Source organism: Mesorhizobium sp. B2-8-5 (assembly GCF_006440675.2).
Classification (GTDB): domain Bacteria; phylum Pseudomonadota; class Alphaproteobacteria; order Rhizobiales; family Rhizobiaceae; genus Mesorhizobium.
The window spans coordinates 1,996,094-2,016,501 of the sequence record NZ_CP083951.1; the positions used below are offsets into that span (position 1 = coordinate 1,996,094).

Annotated in this window: 16 protein-coding genes; 13 read left to right on the forward strand and 3 right to left on the reverse strand. The window is 63.8% G+C overall.

Going from position 1 to position 20,408, the window contains the following annotated elements:
- Nucleotides 1-51 precede the first annotated feature (51 nt).
- From FJ430_RS09665 to FJ430_RS09680, 4 genes are read left to right on the forward strand one after another with little or no spacing between them, the layout of a single operon-like run.
- A complete protein-coding gene (locus tag FJ430_RS09665; RefSeq protein ID WP_226892126.1) occupies nt 52-1,386 on the forward strand; it encodes a glycosyltransferase family 87 protein in 1,335 nt (444 codons plus the stop codon).
- A complete protein-coding gene (locus tag FJ430_RS09670) occupies nt 1,379-2,347 on the forward strand; it encodes a glycosyltransferase family 2 protein (protein WP_140642370.1) in 969 nt (322 codons plus the stop codon). Before FJ430_RS09665 ends, FJ430_RS09670 begins: the two co-directional genes overlap by 8 nt.
- Nucleotides 2,344-3,162, forward strand: a complete 819-nt coding sequence (locus FJ430_RS09675; protein WP_140706846.1) for a ChbG/HpnK family deacetylase — start codon at nt 2,344-2,346, stop codon at nt 3,160-3,162. The genes FJ430_RS09670 and FJ430_RS09675 overlap by 4 nt, the downstream gene beginning before the upstream one ends.
- Nucleotides 3,159-3,566, forward strand: a complete 408-nt coding sequence (locus FJ430_RS09680) for a GtrA family protein (protein ID WP_140706848.1) — start codon at nt 3,159-3,161, stop codon at nt 3,564-3,566. Before FJ430_RS09675 ends, FJ430_RS09680 begins: the two co-directional genes overlap by 4 nt.
- A gap of 1 nt (nt 3,567) precedes the next feature.
- On the opposite strand, the gene FJ430_RS09685 is transcribed toward FJ430_RS09680, so the two are convergent.
- The 3 genes from FJ430_RS09685 to FJ430_RS09695 all read right to left on the reverse strand — a co-directional run bounded on the left by FJ430_RS09685 (nt 3,568) and on the right by FJ430_RS09695 (nt 8,891).
- The gene (locus FJ430_RS09685) at nt 3,568-6,699 is read right to left on the reverse strand and encodes an efflux RND transporter permease subunit (RefSeq protein WP_140706850.1); all 3,132 of its coding nucleotides are present in this window, start codon (nt 6,697-6,699) and stop codon (nt 3,568-3,570) included.
- Nucleotides 6,696-7,850: an efflux RND transporter periplasmic adaptor subunit gene (locus FJ430_RS09690; RefSeq protein ID WP_140706852.1), complete on the reverse strand. Its 1,155-nt coding sequence runs from the start codon at nt 7,848-7,850 to the stop codon at nt 6,696-6,698. Before FJ430_RS09690 ends, FJ430_RS09685 begins: the two co-directional genes overlap by 4 nt.
- 216 nt (nt 7,851-8,066) lie before the next feature.
- Complete coding sequence (locus FJ430_RS09695) at nt 8,067-8,891, reverse strand: MurR/RpiR family transcriptional regulator (RefSeq protein ID WP_140706854.1); 825 nt, start codon at nt 8,889-8,891, stop codon at nt 8,067-8,069.
- Nucleotides 8,892-9,037: 146 nt separating this feature from the next.
- Here FJ430_RS09695 and FJ430_RS09700 point away from each other — a divergent pair, with 146 nt between their 5' ends.
- The 9 genes from FJ430_RS09700 (at nt 9,038) to FJ430_RS09740 (ending at nt 20,399) form a co-directional block, all read left to right on the forward strand.
- Nucleotides 9,038-9,865 carry an N-formylglutamate amidohydrolase gene (locus FJ430_RS09700; RefSeq protein WP_140706856.1) on the forward strand — a complete coding sequence of 276 codons (828 nt, stop codon included), beginning with the start codon at nt 9,038-9,040 and terminating at the stop codon, nt 9,863-9,865.
- Between the two features lie 12 nt (nt 9,866-9,877).
- The gene (locus FJ430_RS09705) at nt 9,878-11,416 is read left to right on the forward strand and encodes an amino acid permease (RefSeq protein WP_140706858.1); all 1,539 of its coding nucleotides are present in this window, start codon (nt 9,878-9,880) and stop codon (nt 11,414-11,416) included.
- An 89-nt stretch (nt 11,417-11,505) separates the two neighbouring features.
- Nucleotides 11,506-13,062: an amino acid permease gene (locus FJ430_RS09710; RefSeq protein WP_140642353.1), complete on the forward strand. Its 1,557-nt coding sequence runs from the start codon at nt 11,506-11,508 to the stop codon at nt 13,060-13,062.
- An 84-nt stretch (nt 13,063-13,146) separates the two neighbouring features.
- Nucleotides 13,147-14,517, forward strand: a complete 1,371-nt coding sequence (locus tag FJ430_RS09715; protein ID WP_140706860.1) for a glutamine synthetase family protein — start codon at nt 13,147-13,149, stop codon at nt 14,515-14,517.
- A 180-nt stretch (nt 14,518-14,697) separates the two neighbouring features.
- Nucleotides 14,698-16,086, forward strand: a complete 1,389-nt coding sequence (locus FJ430_RS09720; protein WP_140706862.1) for an aldehyde dehydrogenase family protein — start codon at nt 14,698-14,700, stop codon at nt 16,084-16,086.
- Between the two features lie 18 nt (nt 16,087-16,104).
- Entirely contained in the window at nt 16,105-17,277 is a 1,173-nt protein-coding gene (locus FJ430_RS09725) for an iron-containing alcohol dehydrogenase (protein ID WP_140706864.1), read from the forward strand.
- 245 nt (nt 17,278-17,522) lie between these two features.
- Entirely contained in the window at nt 17,523-18,629 is a 1,107-nt protein-coding gene (locus FJ430_RS09730) for an ABC transporter substrate-binding protein (protein WP_140642344.1), read from the forward strand.
- Nucleotides 18,630-18,693: 64 nt separating this feature from the next.
- Entirely contained in the window at nt 18,694-19,611 is a 918-nt protein-coding gene (locus FJ430_RS09735; RefSeq protein ID WP_140651452.1) for an ABC transporter permease, read from the forward strand.
- On the forward strand, nt 19,608-20,399 hold the full coding sequence (locus FJ430_RS09740; RefSeq protein ID WP_140651453.1) for an ABC transporter permease: 792 nt from the start codon (nt 19,608-19,610) through the stop codon (nt 20,397-20,399). Before FJ430_RS09735 ends, FJ430_RS09740 begins: the two co-directional genes overlap by 4 nt.
- Nucleotides 20,400-20,408: the final 9 nt, after the last annotated feature.

Genomic DNA, 20,408 nt, shown 5'->3' on the forward strand with positions numbered 1-20,408 from the left:
GCGCCGATCGCAGCTGTTCAGACCACGGGCCGACGCCTTGAACACAAATCTGTGATCGACAAGGTGGCGGCGGAAAAACGCCGCTGTTGCGCCGTCCTTTGCCCCGCGCCGGTAACAGTCACGCTCGTATGTTCTATTTCATTTCGATGTGATATCTCGCCGGCGCTGAAGGCCAGGCGGCGATGGGAACGCCATCCTGGTCGGAACGCGGGGTGCGCTATGACGGTAACCAAGCCGGTTTTCGACCGTTTGGGGTTTTGGCTGTGGGTCGGGTCGTTTCTGATTGTGCTTGGCCTGGCGCTATGGTCGCCCGATACCCGTTCGGTGGTCTATATCTACAGACATGGCAGCGAAGCTTTCCTGAGCCGTAAACCGCTGTATCACGTCCAGGCCGCGAGGGGGTATCTCTACGCGCCCGCCTTCGCCGCCCTTTACGTTCCCCTGGTGAAGCTCGGGCCGTATCTGGGCAGCGTTTTGTGGCATGTGCTGGGCTTCGGCGCGCTGACTTTCGCCGCAATGCGTCAGGTGCGCAGGATCGACGGCCAGGAGCAGACATGGCTGCTGTCCTTCGGCCTGTTCCTTGCCTTGCCGATGGCGCTGGCGGCGCTTCGCAACGGCCAGGCGACGATCCTGCTCACCGGAGCGTGCTGGTTTCTCACGCTCTCGGCACTCGAGGGGCGCCGGGCTGAAAGCTTCTTCTGGGCCACGCTTGCGGTCATAGCCAAGCCCACTGCGATCATCATGCTGCTTCTGGTGGGAGCGCTGCGTCCCCGGCTGATACCGGTGCTGGTGCTGGCGGTGCTCGTCGTGCTCGCCATCCCCTATGGTTTTGCGCCCGCGGACTACATCAACGCCCAGTACCACGATTTCTTCCGCATGCTGACTTCGATGACGGTCAACCCAACCGGTCCCTTCGTTCCGGCCGACTTCACAGCGCCTTTCACGCGGTTTGGGATGCCGCTGTCCGAAGCCGAGGCGACGATCGTGCGCGTCGTCGTGGGGTTGCTTGCGCTTTGGGCGGTGCTCCAGTTGGACCGCAGGCTGGACTCCAACATCGGCGGACTGGCCATCTTCCTCATTGCGGCGTTCTACATGTGCGTCTTCAATCCGCGGGTCGAGCAGAACACCTATGCCATGGTGGCGGTGCCAGCCGGCCTTTCCATCGCCCTGGTGTGGCGGAAGAAGGAAAACGCGGCCATGCGCTGGTTGCCGGCGATACTCCTCTTCGTTACCGGACTGACCAGTGTCGATCTCCGGCTGCACGATCTTTTCCACTTGTGGCTGTGGCCAATCAGCACCAGCATAGTCGCCTGCATGCTTGTCGCCTGGTTCTGGGGGCGAGGCGGGGACAAAGTGCCGACCCCCGGAGCCGTCGCGCATGGCTGAGATGCTCGACGTCATCGCGCCGTTCTTCAACGAGGCCGAATCCGCGATCGCCTTCGTCGGGTTGCTCGACAGGCTGGAAGTGGCCGTGGCGGAGCGCTTCGGCATGACCGTCCGCAAGATACTCGTCGACGACGGCAGCCGCGACGGCAGCGCCGAGACATTCGCCGCGGCGTTGTCGGGCTCGTGGGAAATCGTGCGGCTCAGCCGCAATTTCGGCAAGGAAGCGGCGGTGCTCGCCGGCCTTGATCATTCCCGCGGCGACATGGTCCTGATCATGGACTCCGACCTCCAGCATTCCATGGATATCAGCCTGAGGATGATCGGCGAGCTGGTCGAGAATCCCGAAATCGATGTCGTCTACGCCCAGAACGACCGGCGCGAGGGGAGCTGGCGGCGCAGCCAGCTGGCGCGGCTCTTCTACAGGCTGATCAACAGCAGCCAGCGCTTCGATATTCCCGAGAATGCCGGAGACTTCCGTGTCATGCGCGGCGCGGTGGCACGTGCCTTGACCAGCGTGCGCGACAAGCGGCGTTTCAACAAGGGCCTATTCGCCTGGGCCGGCTTTCGCCAGAAGGCGGTGCTTTACTCGCCGGAAAACCGCTCCGGCGGCACGTCGAAATGGACCAGGTTCAACCTGATCGCGTTCTCGCTTGAAGGGTTCACCTCGTTTTCCGTGATCCCGCTGCGCGTCATCAGCCTCATCGGATTGCTCGCGGCATTCGCAGGTCTCGCCTATGGCGTGAAGGTGCTCTTCGAGGTGCTGTTCTACGGCATCGCCGTGCCAGGCTACCCCAGCATCATGGTCGCCGTCGTGCTTTTTGGAGGCCTCAACCTGGCGCTGCTCGGCCTGATCGGCGAGTATGTCTGGGTCACGCTCAGCGAAAGCAAGGACCGGCCCGTCTACATCGTGCGCGACGTGTTGCATGGCAATGCCGCCGAGCAGGTTGCTTCTGAGAGATGACCGGGTCGATCCGCCTGATCGCCGACGACTACGGGCTGGCGCCGGGGGTATCGGGTGCGATCCTCGACCTCATCGAGCGCGGCCGCCTGACCGGGACCAGTTGCATGACCGGCTTTCCCGAATGGGAAGAGGCGGCGGCGCGCATCAGACCGTTCCGTCGAAGCGCCGCCGTCGGGCTGCACCTGACCCTGACCGATCAGATAGCCGTGACCGGATCGTCCAGCCTGGCGCCGGAAGGCAAGTTGCCCGGGCTTGCCTCTCTTGCGCTGCCGGTGCGGCGCGAGCGTATCGACGAGCGGGACGTTTATGCCGAGCTCGACGCCCAGTACGACCGCTTCACCGACGCGCTGGTTGGCCCGCCCGATCACATCGACGGGCACCAGCATGTGCATTTTCTTCCCGTGGTACGGAATTGGCTGCTCGCCCGGTTTGGGGAGAGCGCACACAAGCCCGCACTACGCGGCGCGCCCGGGCTTGCCGGCCTGGACGCGGCGGCCAAGATCGCGGCGATCGCCACTCTGGCCGCGGGCTTCAACAGATCGATGCAACGGGCGGGCTTCAGCCTCATGACGCCGCTTTCCGGCATCTATGACTGGCGGAAGCCGGAGAAATTCGCTTCGACGCTGCGCGCCGCGATTGACACCTTGCCCGAACAAGGGGTGTTCATGTGCCATCCGGGCCGTGTCGATGACATGCTGCGCGCTCGCGACCCAATGCAAAGCGTGCGCGAGGTCGAATTTGACTTTCTAGCTTCAGACGATTTCGGCGTCAGCCTCAAGCGGGCCGAAGCCCGTGTCATGGACGGCAAAACATGAGCGCCGGCCAGCCGCAGCGTTCGACCGGCAACAAGATCGTTCGTTTCGCCTTGGTCGGGCTGGTCAACAGCGGCATCGACCTCGCCGCATTCTTCCTGCTGCTCAAGCTCGCGGTACCGGCTCTGGCCGCCAATATCGGCGCCTGGTTCGTCGCGGTCCTTTTCTCCTTCGCGGCGAACGGCTTCTGGTCGTTCGAGCGCGACCCGGGCATCCGGCTCCGCCAGTCCTTCCTGCGCTTCGTCTCGCTGGGCGCGTTGATTTCGCTTGGCGTTTCCAGCCTGTCGATCGCCGCCCTCGCGGGGGCCATCGGCGTGTGGCCGGCCAAGATCATCGGTGTCGTGGTGGCCGCTGTGCTGAACTTCCTGGCGGCACGCTGGTCGATCGAGGGTCGGCTGTTGAGATAGTCTACTCGGCCGGCTCCGCGTCGACATACACGGCTTCCTCGAGCTCGCGCTTCAGCCTCGCTTCCTCATGCGCCTTGGGTGTGACGAAGCGGCCAAGCAGCAGGTAGGCGACAGGGGTGAGGAACAGGGTCGAGACAGTGGCGAGCCCAAGGCCGCCGACGATGACCCAGCCCAGCGCCACGCGCGCCTCGGCGCCGGCGCCAGCGGCGAGCACCAGCGGCACGCCGCCGAGCACGGTGCAGATCATTGTCATCATCACCGGGCGCAGCCGGATGGTCGAAGCCTGTTCGATCGCCTCGCGCACGCCGAGCCCGCGGTCGCGCAGCTGATTGGCGAACTCGACGATCAGGATGCCGTTCTTGGCCATGACGCCGACCAGAAGCACCAGTCCGATCTGGCTGTAGGCGTTGAGGCTGGTGCCCGACAGGAGCAGCGCGAAAATGGCGCAAGCGAGTCCCAGCGGCACCGTCGCCATGATGATGACGGCGCTGACGAAGCTTTCGAACTGCGCGGCCAGCACCAGCAGGATGATGACCAGGGCGAAGCTGAAGACGGCAATCATGGCGTTGTTGCTCTCGCCGAGCGTCGCGGCTTCGGCGAGCGGCAGGATGCGCGCGCCGGGTGGCAGCAGCGGCGCCGCGATCTGATCGGCGCGGGTCAGCGCCTCGCCGAGCGCGAAGCCGCTGCCGAGATTGGCGGTGATCGCGACCGAGGGCTGCTGCTGCTCGCGCGTCAGCGACGGCGGCACGGCGCGCTCGGTCAGCGTGGCGATGGTCGACATCGGCACGAAACGGCCATCGGACGTCTTCAGGAAGATGTTTTCCAGGTCGGTCGGGTCGTTGATCGGGTTGGTGGTCGAGACCAGCTTCACGCCATAGCTGCGGTCGGCGATGTAGACGTCGACGACATCATTGCCGTCGAGCATGGCCTGCAGCGTGTCGGCCAGCCCGGTGATGTCGATGCCGAGATCGGAGGCGCGTTCGCGATCGATGGCCACGGCAAGCTGCGGCTGCGTCGGGTCGACGGAGAGGCGCGGCGTCTGGAAGCGCGGGTCCTGACGCATCTCGTCGACGATCTTCACCGCCGCCTCGCTCAGCGCCTTGCGGTCGTTGCCGACCAGCGCGAATTGCAGGCCGTTGCCGGCGCCGCGAATGCCGAGGCTGTTCGGCTGCACCGGAAAGACGCGCACGCTCGGCACCTGCCTGGTCAGGCGGCTGATGTCGGCCATGATCTCCTGCTGGCTGCGGCTGCGCTCGTCCCAGGGCGCCAGCGTCATCACCATGAAGCCCGAATTGTAGGAGCCGTTGTTGCCGGCGTTTTCGAAGGTTGAGCGGATCTCGCCGGAATCGCGCAGCGGCTGGATCAGCCGCTCGATCTTGCGCATCTGCTCGGTCGTGTAGTCGAGGCTGACGCCCTGCGGCGCGCTGATGCGCAACAGCACCACGGCACGGTCTTCCGTCGGCGTCAGTTCCTGGCGGATGGTGCCGAACAGCGTGAAGGCGGTGCCGGCGAAAATGAGCGTGACCAGGACAACGATCCAGGGTGCGTCGAGGCAAAGACGCAGGCAATGCTTGTAGAGCCCGTGCAAGGCGCCGCCGATGCGCGCGCCGATGCCGGTACCGCCTTCATGGTGAAGCGATGCGCTGGTCAGCATGCGCGAGGCAAGCATGGGGCAGAGCGTCAGCGCGACCACGCAGGAGAGCAGCACCGACATCGCCAGCACGAAACCGAATTCGCGGAACAGGCCGCCTGTCTGTCCCGGCAGGAAGGAGATCGGCACGAAGACGGCGACCAGCGTCAGCGTGGTGGCGACGACGGCGAAGAACACTTCCTGCGTGCCAAGCACCGCCGCCGCGCGGGGACCCATGCCTTCGTTGCGGCGGCGCACGATGTTTTCGAGCACGACGATGGCGTCGTCGACGACAAGGCCGGTCGCCAGCACCAGCGCCAGCAGCGTCAGGATGTTGACGGAGAAGCCGGCGAGATAGATCGCGGCGATGGTGCCGATCATGGCGACCGGCATCGCCAGGCCGGGGATCAGCGTGGCGCGCCAGTCGAGCAGGAAAGCGTAGATGACGACGAGCACGATCGAGACCGACAGCGCCAGCGCGATCTCGACTTCGTGCACGGCGCCATTGACGAAGACGGCGTCGTCGCTGGTCACCTTGATGGACATGCCGGCGGGCAACGTCTCTTGCAGCTTGGCGACGGCGGCCCTCACGCCGGTCGAGATGTCGAGCGTGTTCGATTCCGCCTGGCGTATGATGCCGAGGCCGATACCGGTCTTGCCGTCGGAGCGCAGGGAGGTCTGGCCGATATCGGGCCCGAGCGTCACGGTGGCGACGTCGCGGATACGGGTCGCGCCGCCGATGACGATGTTCTCGAACTCCTCCGGCGTGGTCACGTCGGCGGTCGTGCGAACGATGAGGTCCTGATTGGTCGTGGTGATCGAGCCGGCCGGGGAATCGAAGGCGACAGAGGCCAGCGCCTTTCGAAGGTCGGCGACGGTGAAGCCCAGGCTCGCCAGCTTGTTCTGGTCGACGTCGATGCGGAAGATCTTGTCGCGGTCGCCGGAGACCTGGACGTCGGCGACACCCGGCACCGCGGCGAGCTCGTCCTCGATGCGGTCCTGCACGAACACCGTCATGTCCTGCACCGACATGGTGTCGGAGGTGACGGCCAGCCGCATCACCGGGTCCGAATTCGCGTCGGCCTTGACGATGCGCGGCGCGTCGGCAGTCTCGGGCAACTGATTGGTGATCCGGCTAACGGAATCGCGCACGTCGGAGGCCGCGACGTTGAGGTCGACGCCGTCGTTGAATTCGATGGTGACGCGGCTTTGGCCGAAGGAGGAGGTGGACGAGATCGACTTGACGCCGGAAACGCGCGCGACGGCGCCTTCGATCGCGTCGGTCAGCTCACGGTCGACCGTTTCGGCGGCCGCGCCCTCGAAGGTGGTGTTGACGGTGATGACGGGGCGGTCGACATCCGGCAATTCGCGGATCTCGACGCCCCAGAAGGCGGCAAGCCCGGCAACCGCGATCAGCGTGTTGAGCACGAAGGCCATGACCGGCCTGCGGATGAAAAGCGCCGTCAGGCCAGATCCCGCGGCGGCGTCGCCGGCGCCGCTCATGAGCCCTCGGTCCCGGCGGCGCGATCCTCGCCGGCGATGCGGACATCGCCGCCTTCGCTGACGCTCTGCGTGCCTTCGGTCACCACCATGTCGCCGCTCACGACCGAAGCATCGATCAGCACGGTCTCGGTGTTGCGCTGGATGATGCGTACCGGAACGCGCTTGGCCTTGCCGTTGTCGACGGCCCAGATATAGGCGCCGTCGGTCCCCCACTGGATGGCGAGCGGACTGACTGCCGGATAGGTATCGCCGGGGAACCGCATGCCGATCTGGAAGGACATGCCGGCGCGCAGCGAATCGGCTGGGTTGGCGATCGTCGCTTTCACGAGCAATGTGCGGCTGTTCTCGTCGATATGGTTGTCGATGGCCGAGACGGTGCCGGTATAGACCTGGTTGGGGTTGGCCAGAGGCGTGGCCGACAGCTGAGCGCCAACCTTGACCGCGGCGGCGAAGCGTTCCGGTACCCAGAAATCGACCAGGATGCTGGAGCGGTCATCCAGCGTGGCGATCGCCGATTGATTGGTGACATAGTTGCCGGCGGCGATCGGCAGGATGCCGACGGTGCCTTCGATCGGCGCCACGATCGAGCGGCGCTCGAGCGCGAGCTCGGCATCGCGCAGCGCCAGCCTGGCGTTGGCGAGCGTCACCTGGGCGTCGGCGACGGCAACAGGCGTGGCCGCATTGGACGCCCTGAGTGATTTTACCCGGTCGAGCTTGGACTGGGCATCCTCGATCGCCACCTGGGCGCGGTCGCGCGCGATCACTTCTGTCTCGGAATCGAGCCTGGCGATGACATCGCCCTTTTCGACATGCGTGCCGGACTGGACCAGCAGTTCGGTGAGGCGCCCGGACGAGTATGGATTGACGGTGACGGTCGCGTTGGCACGGCCGGTGCCGATCGCCTGCAGCCTGTCGTTGATGGTGGCTGTGCCGGCGGGCGAAGCGACGATGGTGACGATCTGACCGGCGCGGTTGCGTCCGGACTGGCCGGTGCCGGCGGCGCTTTCCGTCGCGGGAGGTGTCGCGGCGATGGCCCAATCCATTCCCCAACGCGCCAGTATCTGAGGCGCGCCGGGATAAAAGCGAGCCCAGGCGGCCACGGCGGCGACCAGAATCACAAATGCTGCAACAATCTGTTTCCAGCTCGACATCGACACTCCAGCGGCAGGACTCGTCTGCCGGATTCCAGCGGAAGCAGGCACTTCGACGATACGGGCTGGGGGCGAAAACCGGCCACGCCACACCCCAATATCAGCGGTTTATGGCAATTATCACGCAATCGTGCACATTAAATCTCGGTAACGTGAGGTCCGGACGCCGTTCGGACTCTTGCGTTTTGCCGCATTTCGCCGCCGGCTTTCGCCTCGCTAGCGGAGGCTTTCAAGATCGCGGATGCGCTTGGCGCCGGCCGCTTCCAATTGCCTGGTCACGGCGCCGATAAGGGTTTCGGCGACCACGAACAGGGCGGCGGAGGAATCCCAGGCCGAAGGCACGGCGGTACGCCCGGCGATCACGTGGCGGGCGAAGCGGGCGATCGGCGAAAGCCACTGGTCGGTGAAGAGAATGATCTGCACGCCGCGGTGATGCGCCTTCTCGGCGAAGCGGACGAGACTTTCCTGGTAGCGGCGGATGTCGAAGATCACCAGAACGTCGCGCTTGCCCATGTCGATGAGGCGGTCGCGCCAGATGCTCTCCTGGCCGGCGAGGTGATAGACATCCGGCTGGATGATGGCGAGATGGGCGGCCATGTAGCGGGCCAGCGGATCGGTGAAGCGACCGCCGATAAGGAAGGTCTTGCCGCGCCGCTCGGCAAGCCGTGCGGCTATGTCGGCAAGCTGTCTGTCGGTGAGGTGCCGGAAGGTCTCACGCATGTTGTCGAGCGTTGCCTCGAGCATCGGCGAGACGGCGCCGCCGGCCGAGCTTGGATCGAGCGTGCGCGAAGCGGGCGACTGCAATTGCGCCGCCAATTCATCCTGCAGCGCCGACTGGAATTCAGGATAGTTCTGGAAGCCGAGCCTGGCGACGAAGCGCAAGATCGTCGGCGAGGACACGCCGGCCGCGGCCGAGAATTCGGCGACCGTCTTCAGCCCGGTCAAAGGATAGTTGGCAATCAGCGTCTGGGCCGCGCGGCGCTCGCCGGCCGGCATCGTCCCGATGCGGTCCGAGATCAGTTCGGCAATGCTGGAAATCATGTTTTCCCCCGCCTGTTGGCCGCCCGCCGCCGTTTTCCCGAATTCGCGTTTGACAAAGCCGGTCAAACTGTATGAAATCATTCACAGGGACGCAATGAGACAAAATACGTAACATACGATACAGCGCTCCCCCAGGGGACGGCAGCATGGAGAAAGCACGGTCTGTCAGCCTTGCACCGTCTGAAACCGTAAGGGTGACCAACCCTGGCGGCTCAAGCCCCTTCGTCATCACTTGCGACCACGCTTCCAACGTCCTTCCCGCCGAGTTCGGGACGCTCGGCCTCCCGGCCGCGGACCTTTCGCGCCATATCGCCTGGGACCCGGGCGCGCTTCCCGTCGCACGCCGCATGGCCGAAGCGCTCGATGCCACTTTGATCGAGACCCGCGTGTCGCGGCTCGTCATCGATTGCAACCGGCCGCTGGACGCGCCGGACCTCGTTCCGCCGGTCAGCGAGACGACAGCCATTCCCGGCAATTCGGGCCTGTCCGACAAGCAGCGCGCCACGCGGATCGACCTTGCCTGGCGCCCGTTCCACGACACGATCGCCCGGATCATCGACGAGCGGCTGGCGCGCGGCCAGGAGACGCGGCTGGTGTCGGTGCACTCCTTCACGCCGATCTACAAGGGCAAGAGCCGGCCATGGCATATCGGCATCATCCATGACGAGGATCGCCGCTTGGCGGCGCCGCTGATATCGGCGCTGCAGCGGCTCTCCGGCGTCACTGTCGGCGTCAACGAACCCTATTCGCCGGCCGACCGCGTCTATTTCACGCTGGAACGGCACGCGCGTTCGCGCGGCCTCGCCTGCGCGATGATCGAAATCCGCAACGACGAAATCGCCGGCGATGCCGGGCAGCGGAAATGGGCGGATCTGCTCACAGGCATATTCTCGAATCTGGAGCCCGACGAGGCCAGGGGCTCCCGACTGCGCGCAATGGGAAAGTCAGTAGGAACGGCCAGCCAAGAACGATAGGGGAACTCCAACATGACAACAGATCACGCAGAGAAATCGGAGGACGTAAAAATCCTTCACAGCATGGGCTATGCCCAGGAATTGGCCCGCCGCATGAGCGGCTTCTCCAACTTCGCCATTTCCTTCTCGATCATTTGCATTCTAGCCGGCGGCATCACGTCGTTCCCGCTGGCGATGGCCACCGGCAGCGGTTTCGAGGCGACCATCGGCTGGGTTATAGGCGGTCTGTTCGCCCTTGTGGTCGCGGCTTCGCTCGGCCAGATCGGTTCGGCCTATCCTACCGCCGGCGGGCTTTACCATTGGTCGTCGATCTTGGGGGGGCGCGGCTGGGGCTGGGCAACGGCCTGGATCAACCTGCTCGGCCTGATCTTCGTCGTCGCTTCGGTGAATGTCGGCGTCTACCTGTTGTTTTCCGGGCTCGTCGCGGGACCGATCCTTGGCTTGGACACATCGACCTGGGGTTTCTGGCAGCAGACGACGGCGGTTGTCATCATCACCGTCACCCAAGGCCTGTTCAACCATCTCGGCATCAAGACGACGACGATGTTGACCGACTTTTCAGGATACCTCATCCTCGTTGTCGCGGTCGTGCTGACGCTGACCTTCCTGATCTGGGGCGCGCATGGCTTCGATCTTTCGCGGTTGACGACTTTCGTCAACACGACCGGCGATGCCGGCGGCGGCTATGTTCCGACGGCCCGCACGGCGCTGGTGGCCTTCCTGATCGGCCTTCTCTACCCACTTTATACAATCACCGGCTTTGACGCCTCGGCGCACACCGCCGAGGAGACGCACAATGCTCGCACCGCAGTGCCCAGGGGCATGATCCACGCAGTCCTGTGGTCTCTCGTCTTCGGCTTCGTCATGGCGGTCTCCTTCGTCCTCGCGAGCCCCGATCTCGTGGCGACCGCAAAGGACGGCGGCAATGCCTGGTTCAACCTCTTCAACAACCTGCCGGCGCCGACCTGGCTGAAGGATCTGCTCGGCATCTGCATCGTGCTGGCGAATTATCTGTGCGCGCTGGCCGGGCTCACTTCGACCTCGCGTATGATCTTCGCCTTCTCGCGTGACGGAGGCCTGCCGGGGTCGTCTTTGTGGAAGCAGGTTTCGCCGACCTGGCGCACGCCCGTCCCGGCCATCTGGCTTGGCGTCGTGCTGTCGATCGCGGCCACGCTCTATTCGCCGGCCTTCGCGGCGTTGGCAGCAGGCTGCGCTCTCTTCCTTTACGTGTCCTATGCCATGCCGGTGGCGGCAGGCCTGTTTGCGGAAGGCAAGACTTGGACGGAGTTCGGCCCGTTCCGTCTCGGCGTCTGGTCAAAGCCTTTCGCCATCGTCACCGTGCTCGGGGTCCTGGTGCTGATGTATGCCGGCATCCAGCCGCCCTTCGACATCCTGATCAACTACGCCATCGGATTGATCATTCTGCTGGCCGTTCTGTGGTTCGGTATCGAATCGCGGCGCTTCAAGGGGCCACCGATCGGTGCCGACATTGCTCGTCGCGCGGCGGAGATCGCGGCCGCGGAAAAAGCAGTCGGCCAGACAGCGGGCTAACGGCAAACGCAATATCGCCCGGTCGGCTCAGGTCGATCGGGCATCAAGGTGCAGGACCGGCCAGCCAAGAACCATAGGGGAATTCCAACATGACGACACCGGGTTATACAGACGTCGACAAGGCGGAGGACGTGAAAGCCCTCCACAGCATGGGCTATGCCCAGGAACTGGAGCGGCGGCTCAGCCGCTTCTCGAATTTCGCGGTTTCGTTCTCGATCATCTGCATCCTGTCGGGCGGCATCAATTCGCTGGCTCAGGCCACGTCGGGCGCCGGCGGCATCGGCATCGGCATCGGCTGGCTGGTCGGCTGCTTCGTGTCGCTCACCTTCGCGGTAGCCATGTCGCAGATCAGCTCGGCCTATCCGACGGCCGGCGGCCTCTATCACTGGGGCTCGATCCTCGGCAATCGCGGCACCGGCTGGGTGACGGCCTGGCTCAACCTGCTCGGCCTGATCACCGTGCTGGGCGCCATCAATGTCGGCACCTGGACCTTCTTCATCGGCGCCTTCGGACCGGCGCTCGGCATCGAGGGCACGCTGACCAACCAGATGATCTTCCTGGTCGTCATCACCGGTGCCCAGGCGCTGATCAACCATCTCGGCATCAAGCTGACAGCGAAACTGACCGATTTCTCGGGCTATCTCATCTTCTTCGGCTCGATCCTGATCGCAGTGGTCTGCCTGCTTTCGGCCGAGACCTGGGACTTCAGCCGCCTCTTCACCTTCCATAACTACTCCGGCGACGCCGGCGGCGGTGTGTGGCCATCGGTTTCGAACGCCTGGGTGTTCGCGCTCGGCCTCCTGCTGCCGATCTACACGATCACCGGCTACGACGCCTCGGCGCATACGTCGGAAGAGACCATCAAGGCAGCCTCTTCGGTGCCGCGCGCGATGGTGATGTCGGTCGTCTGGTCGGCGCTGTTCGGCTACCTGTTCCTGGCCGCCTTCGTGCTGATGATCCCGAACATGGACGACGCCGCCAAGCAGGGCTGGAACGTGTTCTTCTGGGCTTTCGACCAGCGCGTCAGCCCCGGCCTCAAGGAGTTCGTCTACCTCGTCGTGTTCATCGCGCAGCTGCTGTGCGGTCTTGCCACCGTCACCTCGGCCTCGCGCATGATCTTCGCCTTCTCGCGTGACGGCGGCCTGCCGGGCTCGGCAGCGCTTGCCAAGGTCAGCCCCACCTATCGCACGCCGGTGGCGGCGATCTGGACGGCCTCGATCCTGTCGGTGCTGTTCGTGTGGGGTTCGACCCTGGTTTCGGTCGCCGGCACCTCGGCCTATACGATCGTTGTATCCTGCACGGTCATCTTCCTGTTTTTGTCCTTCATTGTGCCTATCGTGCTCGGCATGATGGCCTGGGGAACGCCGAAGTGGGACAAGATGGGCCCGTGGAACATGGGGCGCGCCGTCTTCATGCTGTTCGGCGTTCTCTCGATCCTGTCGATGATCCTGATCTTCGTCATTGGCATCCAGCCGCCGAACGACTGGGCGCTCTATATCACCGTCGGTTTCTTCATCCTGACGGCGATCGTCTGGTTCGCCTTCGAGCGCAACCGCTTCCAAGGTCCGCCGCTTGGCGACATAATCGCGGCGCGCCAGGCAGCGATCAAGGCGGCCGAACAGGCGGTCGGCGAGACCGGCCACTGATACTTCGCCTCATGGCCATGGCCGGCGCAACGCCGGCCATGGTTTTGTTTCCCCTCAATCGACAAGCGCTGGAGTGCCAAAGGAATGGCCGGGAATTTCTCGTTCGATCAGTTGAAGAAAGCGGTCTCGAACGGCGAGATCGACACGGTGCTGGCCTGCATCGTCGATATGCAGGGCCGGCTCTCGGGAAAACGCTTCCTGGCCCAGTATTTCGTCGATTCCGCGCATGGCGAGACGCATGGCTGCAACTATCTCTTGGCCTGCGACATCGATATGGAACCGGTGCCGGGCTACAAGGCGGCGAGTTGGTCGAAGGGCTATGGCGACTTCGTCATGAAGCCGGACCTGTCGACGCTGCGGCGCATTCCGTGGCTGGAGAAGACGGCGCTGGTCATCTGCGACGTGCTCGACCATCACGACCATGAGGATTTGGCACACTCGCCGCGCGCCATCCTGAAGAAGCAGGTCAAGCGTCTGCAGGAGCGCGGCTATATCGGCTATTTCGCCTCCGAGCTCGAATTCTATCTGTTCAGCGAGACCTACGAGTCCGCCCGCAAGAAGCACTGGCAGGGGCTCGATAGCGCTTCGCCCTATATCGGCGACTACCAGATCGGCATCACCAGCAAGGAAGAAGGCGTCATGCGCCGGCTGCGCAACGAGATGGAAGCCGCCGGCATCCCGATCGAAAATTCCAAGGGCGAGTGGGGCCCTGGGCAGGAAGAGATCAACGTGCGCTATGCCGAAGCGCTCGACATGGCCGACCGCCACGTCATCCTGAAGAATGGCGCCAAGGAGATCGCCGATTCCGAGGGCAAGGCCATCTCCTTCATGGCCAAGTACAATTACGGCCTCGCCGGCAATTCCAGCCACATCCACAATTCGCTGTGGAGCGCGGACGGCAAGACGCCGCTGTTCTTCGACAAGAAGGCCGATTGGACGCTGTCCGCGCTAGGCCAGCAATGGGCGGCCGGGCAGCTCAAATACGCCAAGGAGTTCACCTGGTTCCTGGCGCCCTACATCAACTCCTACAAGCGCTTCCAGGCCGGCACCTTCGCGCCGACCAAGATCATGTGGAGCGAGGACAACCGAACCGCCGGCTTCCGGCTGTGCGGCGAGGGCACCAAGGGCATCCGCATGGAATGCCGCATCGGTGGCGCCGATCTCAATCCGTATCTCGCCTTCGCCGCCCTGATCGCGTCCGGCCTTGCCGGCATCGATGAGAAGCTGGAGCTGCAGAAGCCTTTCGTCGGCGACGCCTACCAGGCCTCGCGCCTGCCCGAGATCCCCAAGACCTTGCGCGACGCCACCGAGACGCTGGCCAAGTCGAAGATGCTGAAGCAGGCCTTCGGCGAGGAGGTGATCGAGCACTATGTGCACACCGCCCGCTGGGAGCAGTTCGAATACGACCGCCGCATCACGGATTGGGAGCTGCACCGGGGCTTCGAGCGGTACTAGGGGGCCGGGTTAGCGTCGGCGCTGCGCCTCACCCTTACCCTCTCCGTGAAGAACGGGGGAGAGGGGTCGCCAGCGCGGGAGCTTCTCCCCCGTCACTATACGGGGAGAAGGTGCCGGCAGGCGGATGAGGGGCGGCGCCAAGCCAAGTGATTTCGATTGTTGCAAAACTGCGAGGAAGAAATGACCGAAACGGTCAAACTCAAATCCCCCATCGATGGCTCGATCTATGCCGAGCGGCCGGTCGCGAGCGACCAGGCGATCAACGCGGCCGTCGAGCGCGCCAGGGCGGCGCAAGAGAAGTGGGCCGAGACGCCGGTCGTCGAGCGCGGCAAATACATGTTGGCGATGCTGGAAGCCCTGGTTGCGATGACCGACGAGATCGTGCCCGAGATCGCCTGGCAGATGGGCCGGCCGGTACGCTATGGCGGCGAGTTCGGCGGCGTCAAGGAACGCACCAACTACATGGTCGAGATCGCCGAAGCCGCGCTGAAGCCGGTGCTTGCCTCCAATCCGAAGGACGGCTTCCGCCGCTATGTCAAGAAGGTGCCGCTCGGCGTCGTGCTGGTGATCGCGCCGTGGAACTATCCCTATCTCACAGCGGTCAACACCATCGTGCCGGCGCTGATGGCCGGAAGCGCCGTCATCCTCAAGCATGCCGCGCAGACGCTGCTGGTCGGCGAACGCTTCAGCCAAGCCTTCGACAAGGCCGGCCTGCCGAAGGGACTGTTCCAGAACCTGGTCATGAACCACGCCCAGACCGAGAAGCTGCTCGGCTCGGGCAAGATCGACCATGTCAATTTCACCGGCTCCGTCGGCGGCGGCCGCGCCATCGAGAAGGCCGCCGCCGGCACCTTCATGACGCTCGGCCTCGAACTCGGCGGCAAGGACCCGGCCTATGTGCTGCCCGACGCCAAGATGGACCATGCTGTCGCCAATCTGGTCGACGGCGCCTTCTACAATTCAGGCCAGTGCTGCTGCGGCATCGAGCGCGTCTATGTGCATGAGAAGGTCTATGACGAGTTCGTCGAGGGTTTTGTCGCCGAGACCAGGAATTATGTCGTCGGCAATCCTCTGGACCAGGCGACCACGATGGGGCCGATGGCACAGGCGCGCTTCGCCGATCTGATCCGCGAGCAGAAGGCAGAGGCGCTGCGCAAGGGGGCCAAGGCGCATATCAACATGAAGGTCGAGAACGACAAGCCGGGCTCGCCCTATCTGGCGCCGGAAGTGCTGACCGAAGTCGATCACCAGATGAGCGTCATGCGCGAGGAGAGCTTCGGGCCGATCGTCGGCATCATGAAGGTGCGCAACGACGAGGAGGCGATCGCTCTGATGAACGACAGCCCCTATGGGCTGACCGCCTCGATCTGGACGCGCGACACGGAGCGCGCAATTGCCATCGGCGACCGTGTCGAAACCGGCACCGTGTTCATGAACCGCTGCGACTATCTCGACCCGGCGCTGGTCTGGACCGGCGTCAAGGATACCGGCAAGGGGGCGGCGCTTTCGGCCATCGGCTACGACAATTTGACGAGGCCGAAATCCTATCACCTGCGTGAAGCGATCTGATTTTTTGAAAGACAAGACATGTCCAAGCTCATCTCCAAATGGAACTATCCCACCACTGTTCGCTTCGGCGCCGGCCGCATCAAGGAACTGCCGGACGTACTGACTGCGGCGGGTATCAAGCGCCCGCTCTTCGTCACCGATCCGGGTCTGGCAAAGCTTCCGGTTGTCGCCTCGACGCTGAAAATCCTCGACGACGCCAAGGTTCCCTATGGCGTGTTTTCGGAGGTGAAGCCGAACCCGGTCGAGTCCAACCTCATCGCCGGCATCGCCGTGTTCAAGAAGGGCAAGCATGACGGCGTGATCGCCTTCGGCGGCGGCTCGGCGCTCGACCTCGGCAAGCTGATCGCCTTCCAGGCCGGGCAGACCCGGCCGGTATGGGATTTCGAGGACGTCGGCGACTGGTGGACCAGGGCCAACTCGGACGCGATCGCGCCGATCATCGCCGTGCCGACCACGGCGGGAACCGGCTCCGAGGTCGGCCGCGCCGGCGTCATCACCAATGAGGCGACCCACACCAAGAAGGTCATCTTCCATCCGAAGCTTCTGCCGGCGATCGTCATTGCCGATCCGGAGCTGTCGGTCGGCATGCCGGCCTTCATCACCGCCGGCACGGGCATGGACGCGCTGGCCCATTGCCTGGAGGCCTATTGCGCGCCGGGCTATCACCCGATGGCTGACGGCATCGCGGTGGAAGGCATCCGGCTGGTGTTCGAGAATCTGCCCAAGGCCTTCGCCAACGGCAAGGATCTGGTCGCCCGCGCCCACATGATGAGTGCCGCCGCCATGGGCGCCGCCGCCTTCCAGAAGGGGCTCGGCGCTATCCATTCGCTGTCGCATCCGATCGGCGCGCTCTATGACACCCATCACGGCATGACCAATGCCGTGTTCATGCCCTATGTGCTCGCCTTCAACAGGGAGAGCATCGACGAGCGCATCGCCCGGCTCGCCGCCTATTGCGGCATCAAGGGCGGCTTCGACGGCTTCGCCAAGGCGATCATCAAATTGCGCAAGGAATTGAAGGTGCCGCACGCGCTGCCGGGCCTGATCAAGGGCCTCGACATGGACAAGAAGCGCAAGGCACTGATCGCCGACATGGCGGTGGTCGATCCGACCGCTGGCGGCAATCCGGTCAAGCTCACCAAGAAAGCGGCGCTGGCGCTGCTCGAAAATGCGATCGTCGGCTCCGTCTGAGAGCCGGCTTTCAATGCCGAAGAGTTGAATGAAGGGGCGTTCCAGAGCGGAGGGAGAGGGCAAAAGGCAAGGCGACTAACCATTAGCCGGAAAATTAAGCGCGGGCTAATTGCTACAGTCTGTTAAAAAGAGTTAACTTTTTTTGCCGCGGGGCTCGGGTTTCAAAAAGTCTTCATCTGGCTGTCACACGAAAACGATACCCGCATCGCAGGCGCTTAAACGCGCCAGTTCAACGGAGAGAACACATGTTCAAGTTCACGGGGAAAGTGCTTTCCCTCTCGGCCGCGGCGCTCTTTGCGTCGACGGTGATTTCGTCCGCGGATTCGCTGGACGATCTCGTCAAGGCCGCGAAGGCTGAAGGCCAGCTCACCACCATCGCGCTTCCGCATGACTGGTGTGGCTACGGGGCAGTGATCGACGCTTTCAAGGCTAAGTATCCGGAAATCAAGATCAACGAACTCAACCCGGACGCCGGCTCGGGCGACGAGGTCGAGGCGATCAAGGCCAATAAGGACAACAAGGGCCCGCAAGCGCCCGACGTCATCGACGTCGGTCTGTCGTTCGGCCCGACCGCCAAGGCCGACGGCCTGCTGATGCCTTACAAGGTGTCGACCTGGGACTCGATTCCGGACAGCGCCAAGGATGCCGATGGCGCCTGGTACGGCGACTATTACGGCGTGCTGTCGTTCATGGTGAACAAGGACCTGGTCAAGGAATCGCCGGCCGACTGGGCCGACCTGCTGAAGCCGGAATTCGCCAATTCGGTCGCGCTCGCCGGTGATCCGCGCGCTTCGAACCAGGCCATTCAGGCGGTCTATGCCTCCGGTCTGTCGTCGGGCGCCGCCGCTGGTGAAGCCGCCGGCACCGCTGGTCTCGACTTCTTCAAGAAGCTCAATGCCGCCGGCAATTTCGTTCCGGTCGTCGGCAAGCCGGCGACGCTGGCCCAGGGCCAGACGCCGATCCTGATCAACTGGGACTACAACGCGCTTGCCGGCCGCGACACGCTGAAGGGCAACCCGCCCGTCGACGTGATCGTGCCGAAGACCGGCGTTGTCGCCGGTGTCTATGTGCAGGCGATCAGCGCTTACGCGCCGCATCCGAATGCCGCGAAGCTGTGGATGGAATACCTCTATTCCGACGAAGGCCAGATCGGCTGGCTGAAGGGCTACTGTCACCCGATCCGTTTCAACGATCTCGCCAAGAACGGCAAGATCCCGGCGGACGTGCTGGCCAAGCTGCCGCCGGCTGAGTCCTACGCCTCGGCGGCTTTCCCGACGCTCGACGAGCAGGGCAAGGCCAAGGAAGCCATCAGCAAGAACTGGGACGCCACTGTCGGCGCCAACGTCAAGTAAGACTTGAAGTGCACCGGGCGGCCACTTGGCCGCCCGGCTTTCCCTCGAAGACGGTGCCGGGCGCATGACCGATCTATCGCTTTCAAATCAGTCAGTTGCCACCAAGCCCGTGCCGCCGAACGCGGCGACCGCTTTTCGCCTGCCGACGCAATGGATCGGTGTGGCGCCATTCTTCGTCTTCACCCTGATGTTCCTGATCATGCCGACGCTTTATCTCGTCATCGGCGCGTTTCAGACCGGGGAAGGCGGGTTCACGCTCGACAACATCCTGCAATTGGTGAGCGATCCTTCAATCAGCAATTCCTATTGGGTCTCGATCAAGATCAGCTTCTGGTCGGCCATCGTCGGCGCATTTGCCGGACTGGCGATCGCCGTGGCCATCGTGCGCGGCGGCCTGCCCAGCTGGGTTCGCTCCGCGACGCTGACCTTCTCGGGCGTCGCCTCGAATTTTGCCGGCTTGCCGCTTGCCTTCGCGTTCATCGCCACGCTTGGCCGCGTCGGCATCGTGACGGTGCTGCTGCGCGACATATTCAATCTCAACATCTATGCGATGGGGTTCAATTTCCTGACCACGTGGGGCCTGATCGTGGTCTATCTCTTCTTCCAGATCCCGCTGATGGTGGTCATCATCGTGCCGGCGATCGACGGTTTGAAGAAGGAATGGAACGAGGCCGCCGCCACGCTTGGCGCCACCCAATGGCAGTACTGGCGTATGGTGGTGATACCGGTGCTGTTTCCGAGCTTCCTCGGCACCGTCATCCTTCTGTTCGCCAACGCCTTCGGCGCCATCGCAACGGCCTATGCGTTCGCCGGCCCGCAGCTCAACATCGTTCCCATCAAGCTCTATTCGCAGATCAACGGCGATGTGCTGCACAACCCGCAGCTCGGCTACGCGATCGCCTTCGGCATGATCGTCATCACCGGACTGGCGAATGTCTTCTACATCTGGTTCCGGACCCGTTCCGAGAGGTGGCTGAAATGAAGTCGGGCAAATTCTGGGCCTGGGTCGTCTTCGGAATCGGCACGGCCTATTTCTTCATCCCGCTGCTGGCGACGTTCGAGTTTTCGCTGCGCATGCGGCGCGGCGTCCATTCCTTCGACGCCTATCAAGTCGTGCTCGGCGATCCGCGCTTCCAGGCGACGTTCCTGTATTCGGTGGTCGCCGCGATCTTCACCATCATTCTCGGCGTGCTGATCGTGGTGCCGGCCGCCTATTGGATCCGTCTCCGTTTGCCTCAAATCAGACCGATCGTCGAATTCATCACGCTGCTGCCGCTGGTCATTCCGGCGATCGTCATCGTGTTCGGCTATATCCGCATGTACGGCTCGAATTCGCCGCTGCCGTTCCTGGCCAGCGATCTCGGCGCCAGCGCCTTGCTGGTGATCGGCTATGCGACGCTGGCGTTGCCCTATATGTACCGCGCCGTCGACACCGGTCTTCGTACCATCGATGTCAGAACGCTGACGGAAGCCGCCCAAATCCTCGGCGCCGGTTGGGCCACGATCATCACCCGGGTCATTCTTCCCAATGTACTGATCGCCGTTCTGTCGGGCGCCTTCCTGACCTTCGCCATCGTCATCGGCGAGTTCACGATAGCCAGCCTGCTGAACCGTCCGGCCTTCGGCCCCTATCTGCAGAACATCGGCGCCAACCGCGCCTACGAGCCGGCGGCACTTGCCATCATCGCCTTCGCCATTACCTGGGGCTGCATGTCGCTGATCCAGATCCTGTCCCGTTTCGCGCCAAAATCGGCGAACCGCCCGAATTGACCTGAGAGA

What these genes read in the sequence shown, in the direction of transcription:
- FJ430_RS09690 (WP_140706852.1), bottom strand. Translation starts at nt 7,850, where the DNA reads ATGTCGAGCTGGAAACAGATTGTTGCAGCATTTGTGATTCTGGTCGCC.
- FJ430_RS09695 (WP_140706854.1), bottom strand. Translation starts at nt 8,891, where the DNA reads ATGATTTCCAGCATTGCCGAACTGATCTCGGACCGCATCGGGACGATG.
- FJ430_RS09735 (WP_140651452.1), top strand. Translation starts at nt 18,694, where the DNA reads ATGACCGATCTATCGCTTTCAAATCAGTCAGTTGCCACCAAGCCCGTG.
- FJ430_RS09725 (WP_140706864.1), top strand. Translation starts at nt 16,105, where the DNA reads ATGTCCAAGCTCATCTCCAAATGGAACTATCCCACCACTGTTCGCTTC.
- FJ430_RS09715 (WP_140706860.1), top strand. Translation starts at nt 13,147, where the DNA reads ATGGCCGGGAATTTCTCGTTCGATCAGTTGAAGAAAGCGGTCTCGAAC.
- FJ430_RS09680 (WP_140706848.1), top strand. Translation starts at nt 3,159, where the DNA reads ATGAGCGCCGGCCAGCCGCAGCGTTCGACCGGCAACAAGATCGTTCGT.
- FJ430_RS09675 (WP_140706846.1), top strand. Translation starts at nt 2,344, where the DNA reads ATGACCGGGTCGATCCGCCTGATCGCCGACGACTACGGGCTGGCGCCG.
- FJ430_RS09705 (WP_140706858.1), top strand. Translation starts at nt 9,878, where the DNA reads ATGACAACAGATCACGCAGAGAAATCGGAGGACGTAAAAATCCTTCAC.
- FJ430_RS09710 (WP_140642353.1), top strand. Translation starts at nt 11,506, where the DNA reads ATGACGACACCGGGTTATACAGACGTCGACAAGGCGGAGGACGTGAAA.
- FJ430_RS09740 (WP_140651453.1), top strand. Translation starts at nt 19,608, where the DNA reads ATGAAGTCGGGCAAATTCTGGGCCTGGGTCGTCTTCGGAATCGGCACG.
- FJ430_RS09700 (WP_140706856.1), top strand. Translation starts at nt 9,038, where the DNA reads ATGGAGAAAGCACGGTCTGTCAGCCTTGCACCGTCTGAAACCGTAAGG.
- FJ430_RS09670 (WP_140642370.1), top strand. Translation starts at nt 1,379, where the DNA reads ATGGCTGAGATGCTCGACGTCATCGCGCCGTTCTTCAACGAGGCCGAA.
- FJ430_RS09685 (WP_140706850.1), bottom strand. Translation starts at nt 6,699, where the DNA reads ATGAGCGGCGCCGGCGACGCCGCCGCGGGATCTGGCCTGACGGCGCTT.
- FJ430_RS09730 (WP_140642344.1), top strand. Translation starts at nt 17,523, where the DNA reads ATGTTCAAGTTCACGGGGAAAGTGCTTTCCCTCTCGGCCGCGGCGCTC.
- FJ430_RS09720 (WP_140706862.1), top strand. Translation starts at nt 14,698, where the DNA reads ATGACCGAAACGGTCAAACTCAAATCCCCCATCGATGGCTCGATCTAT.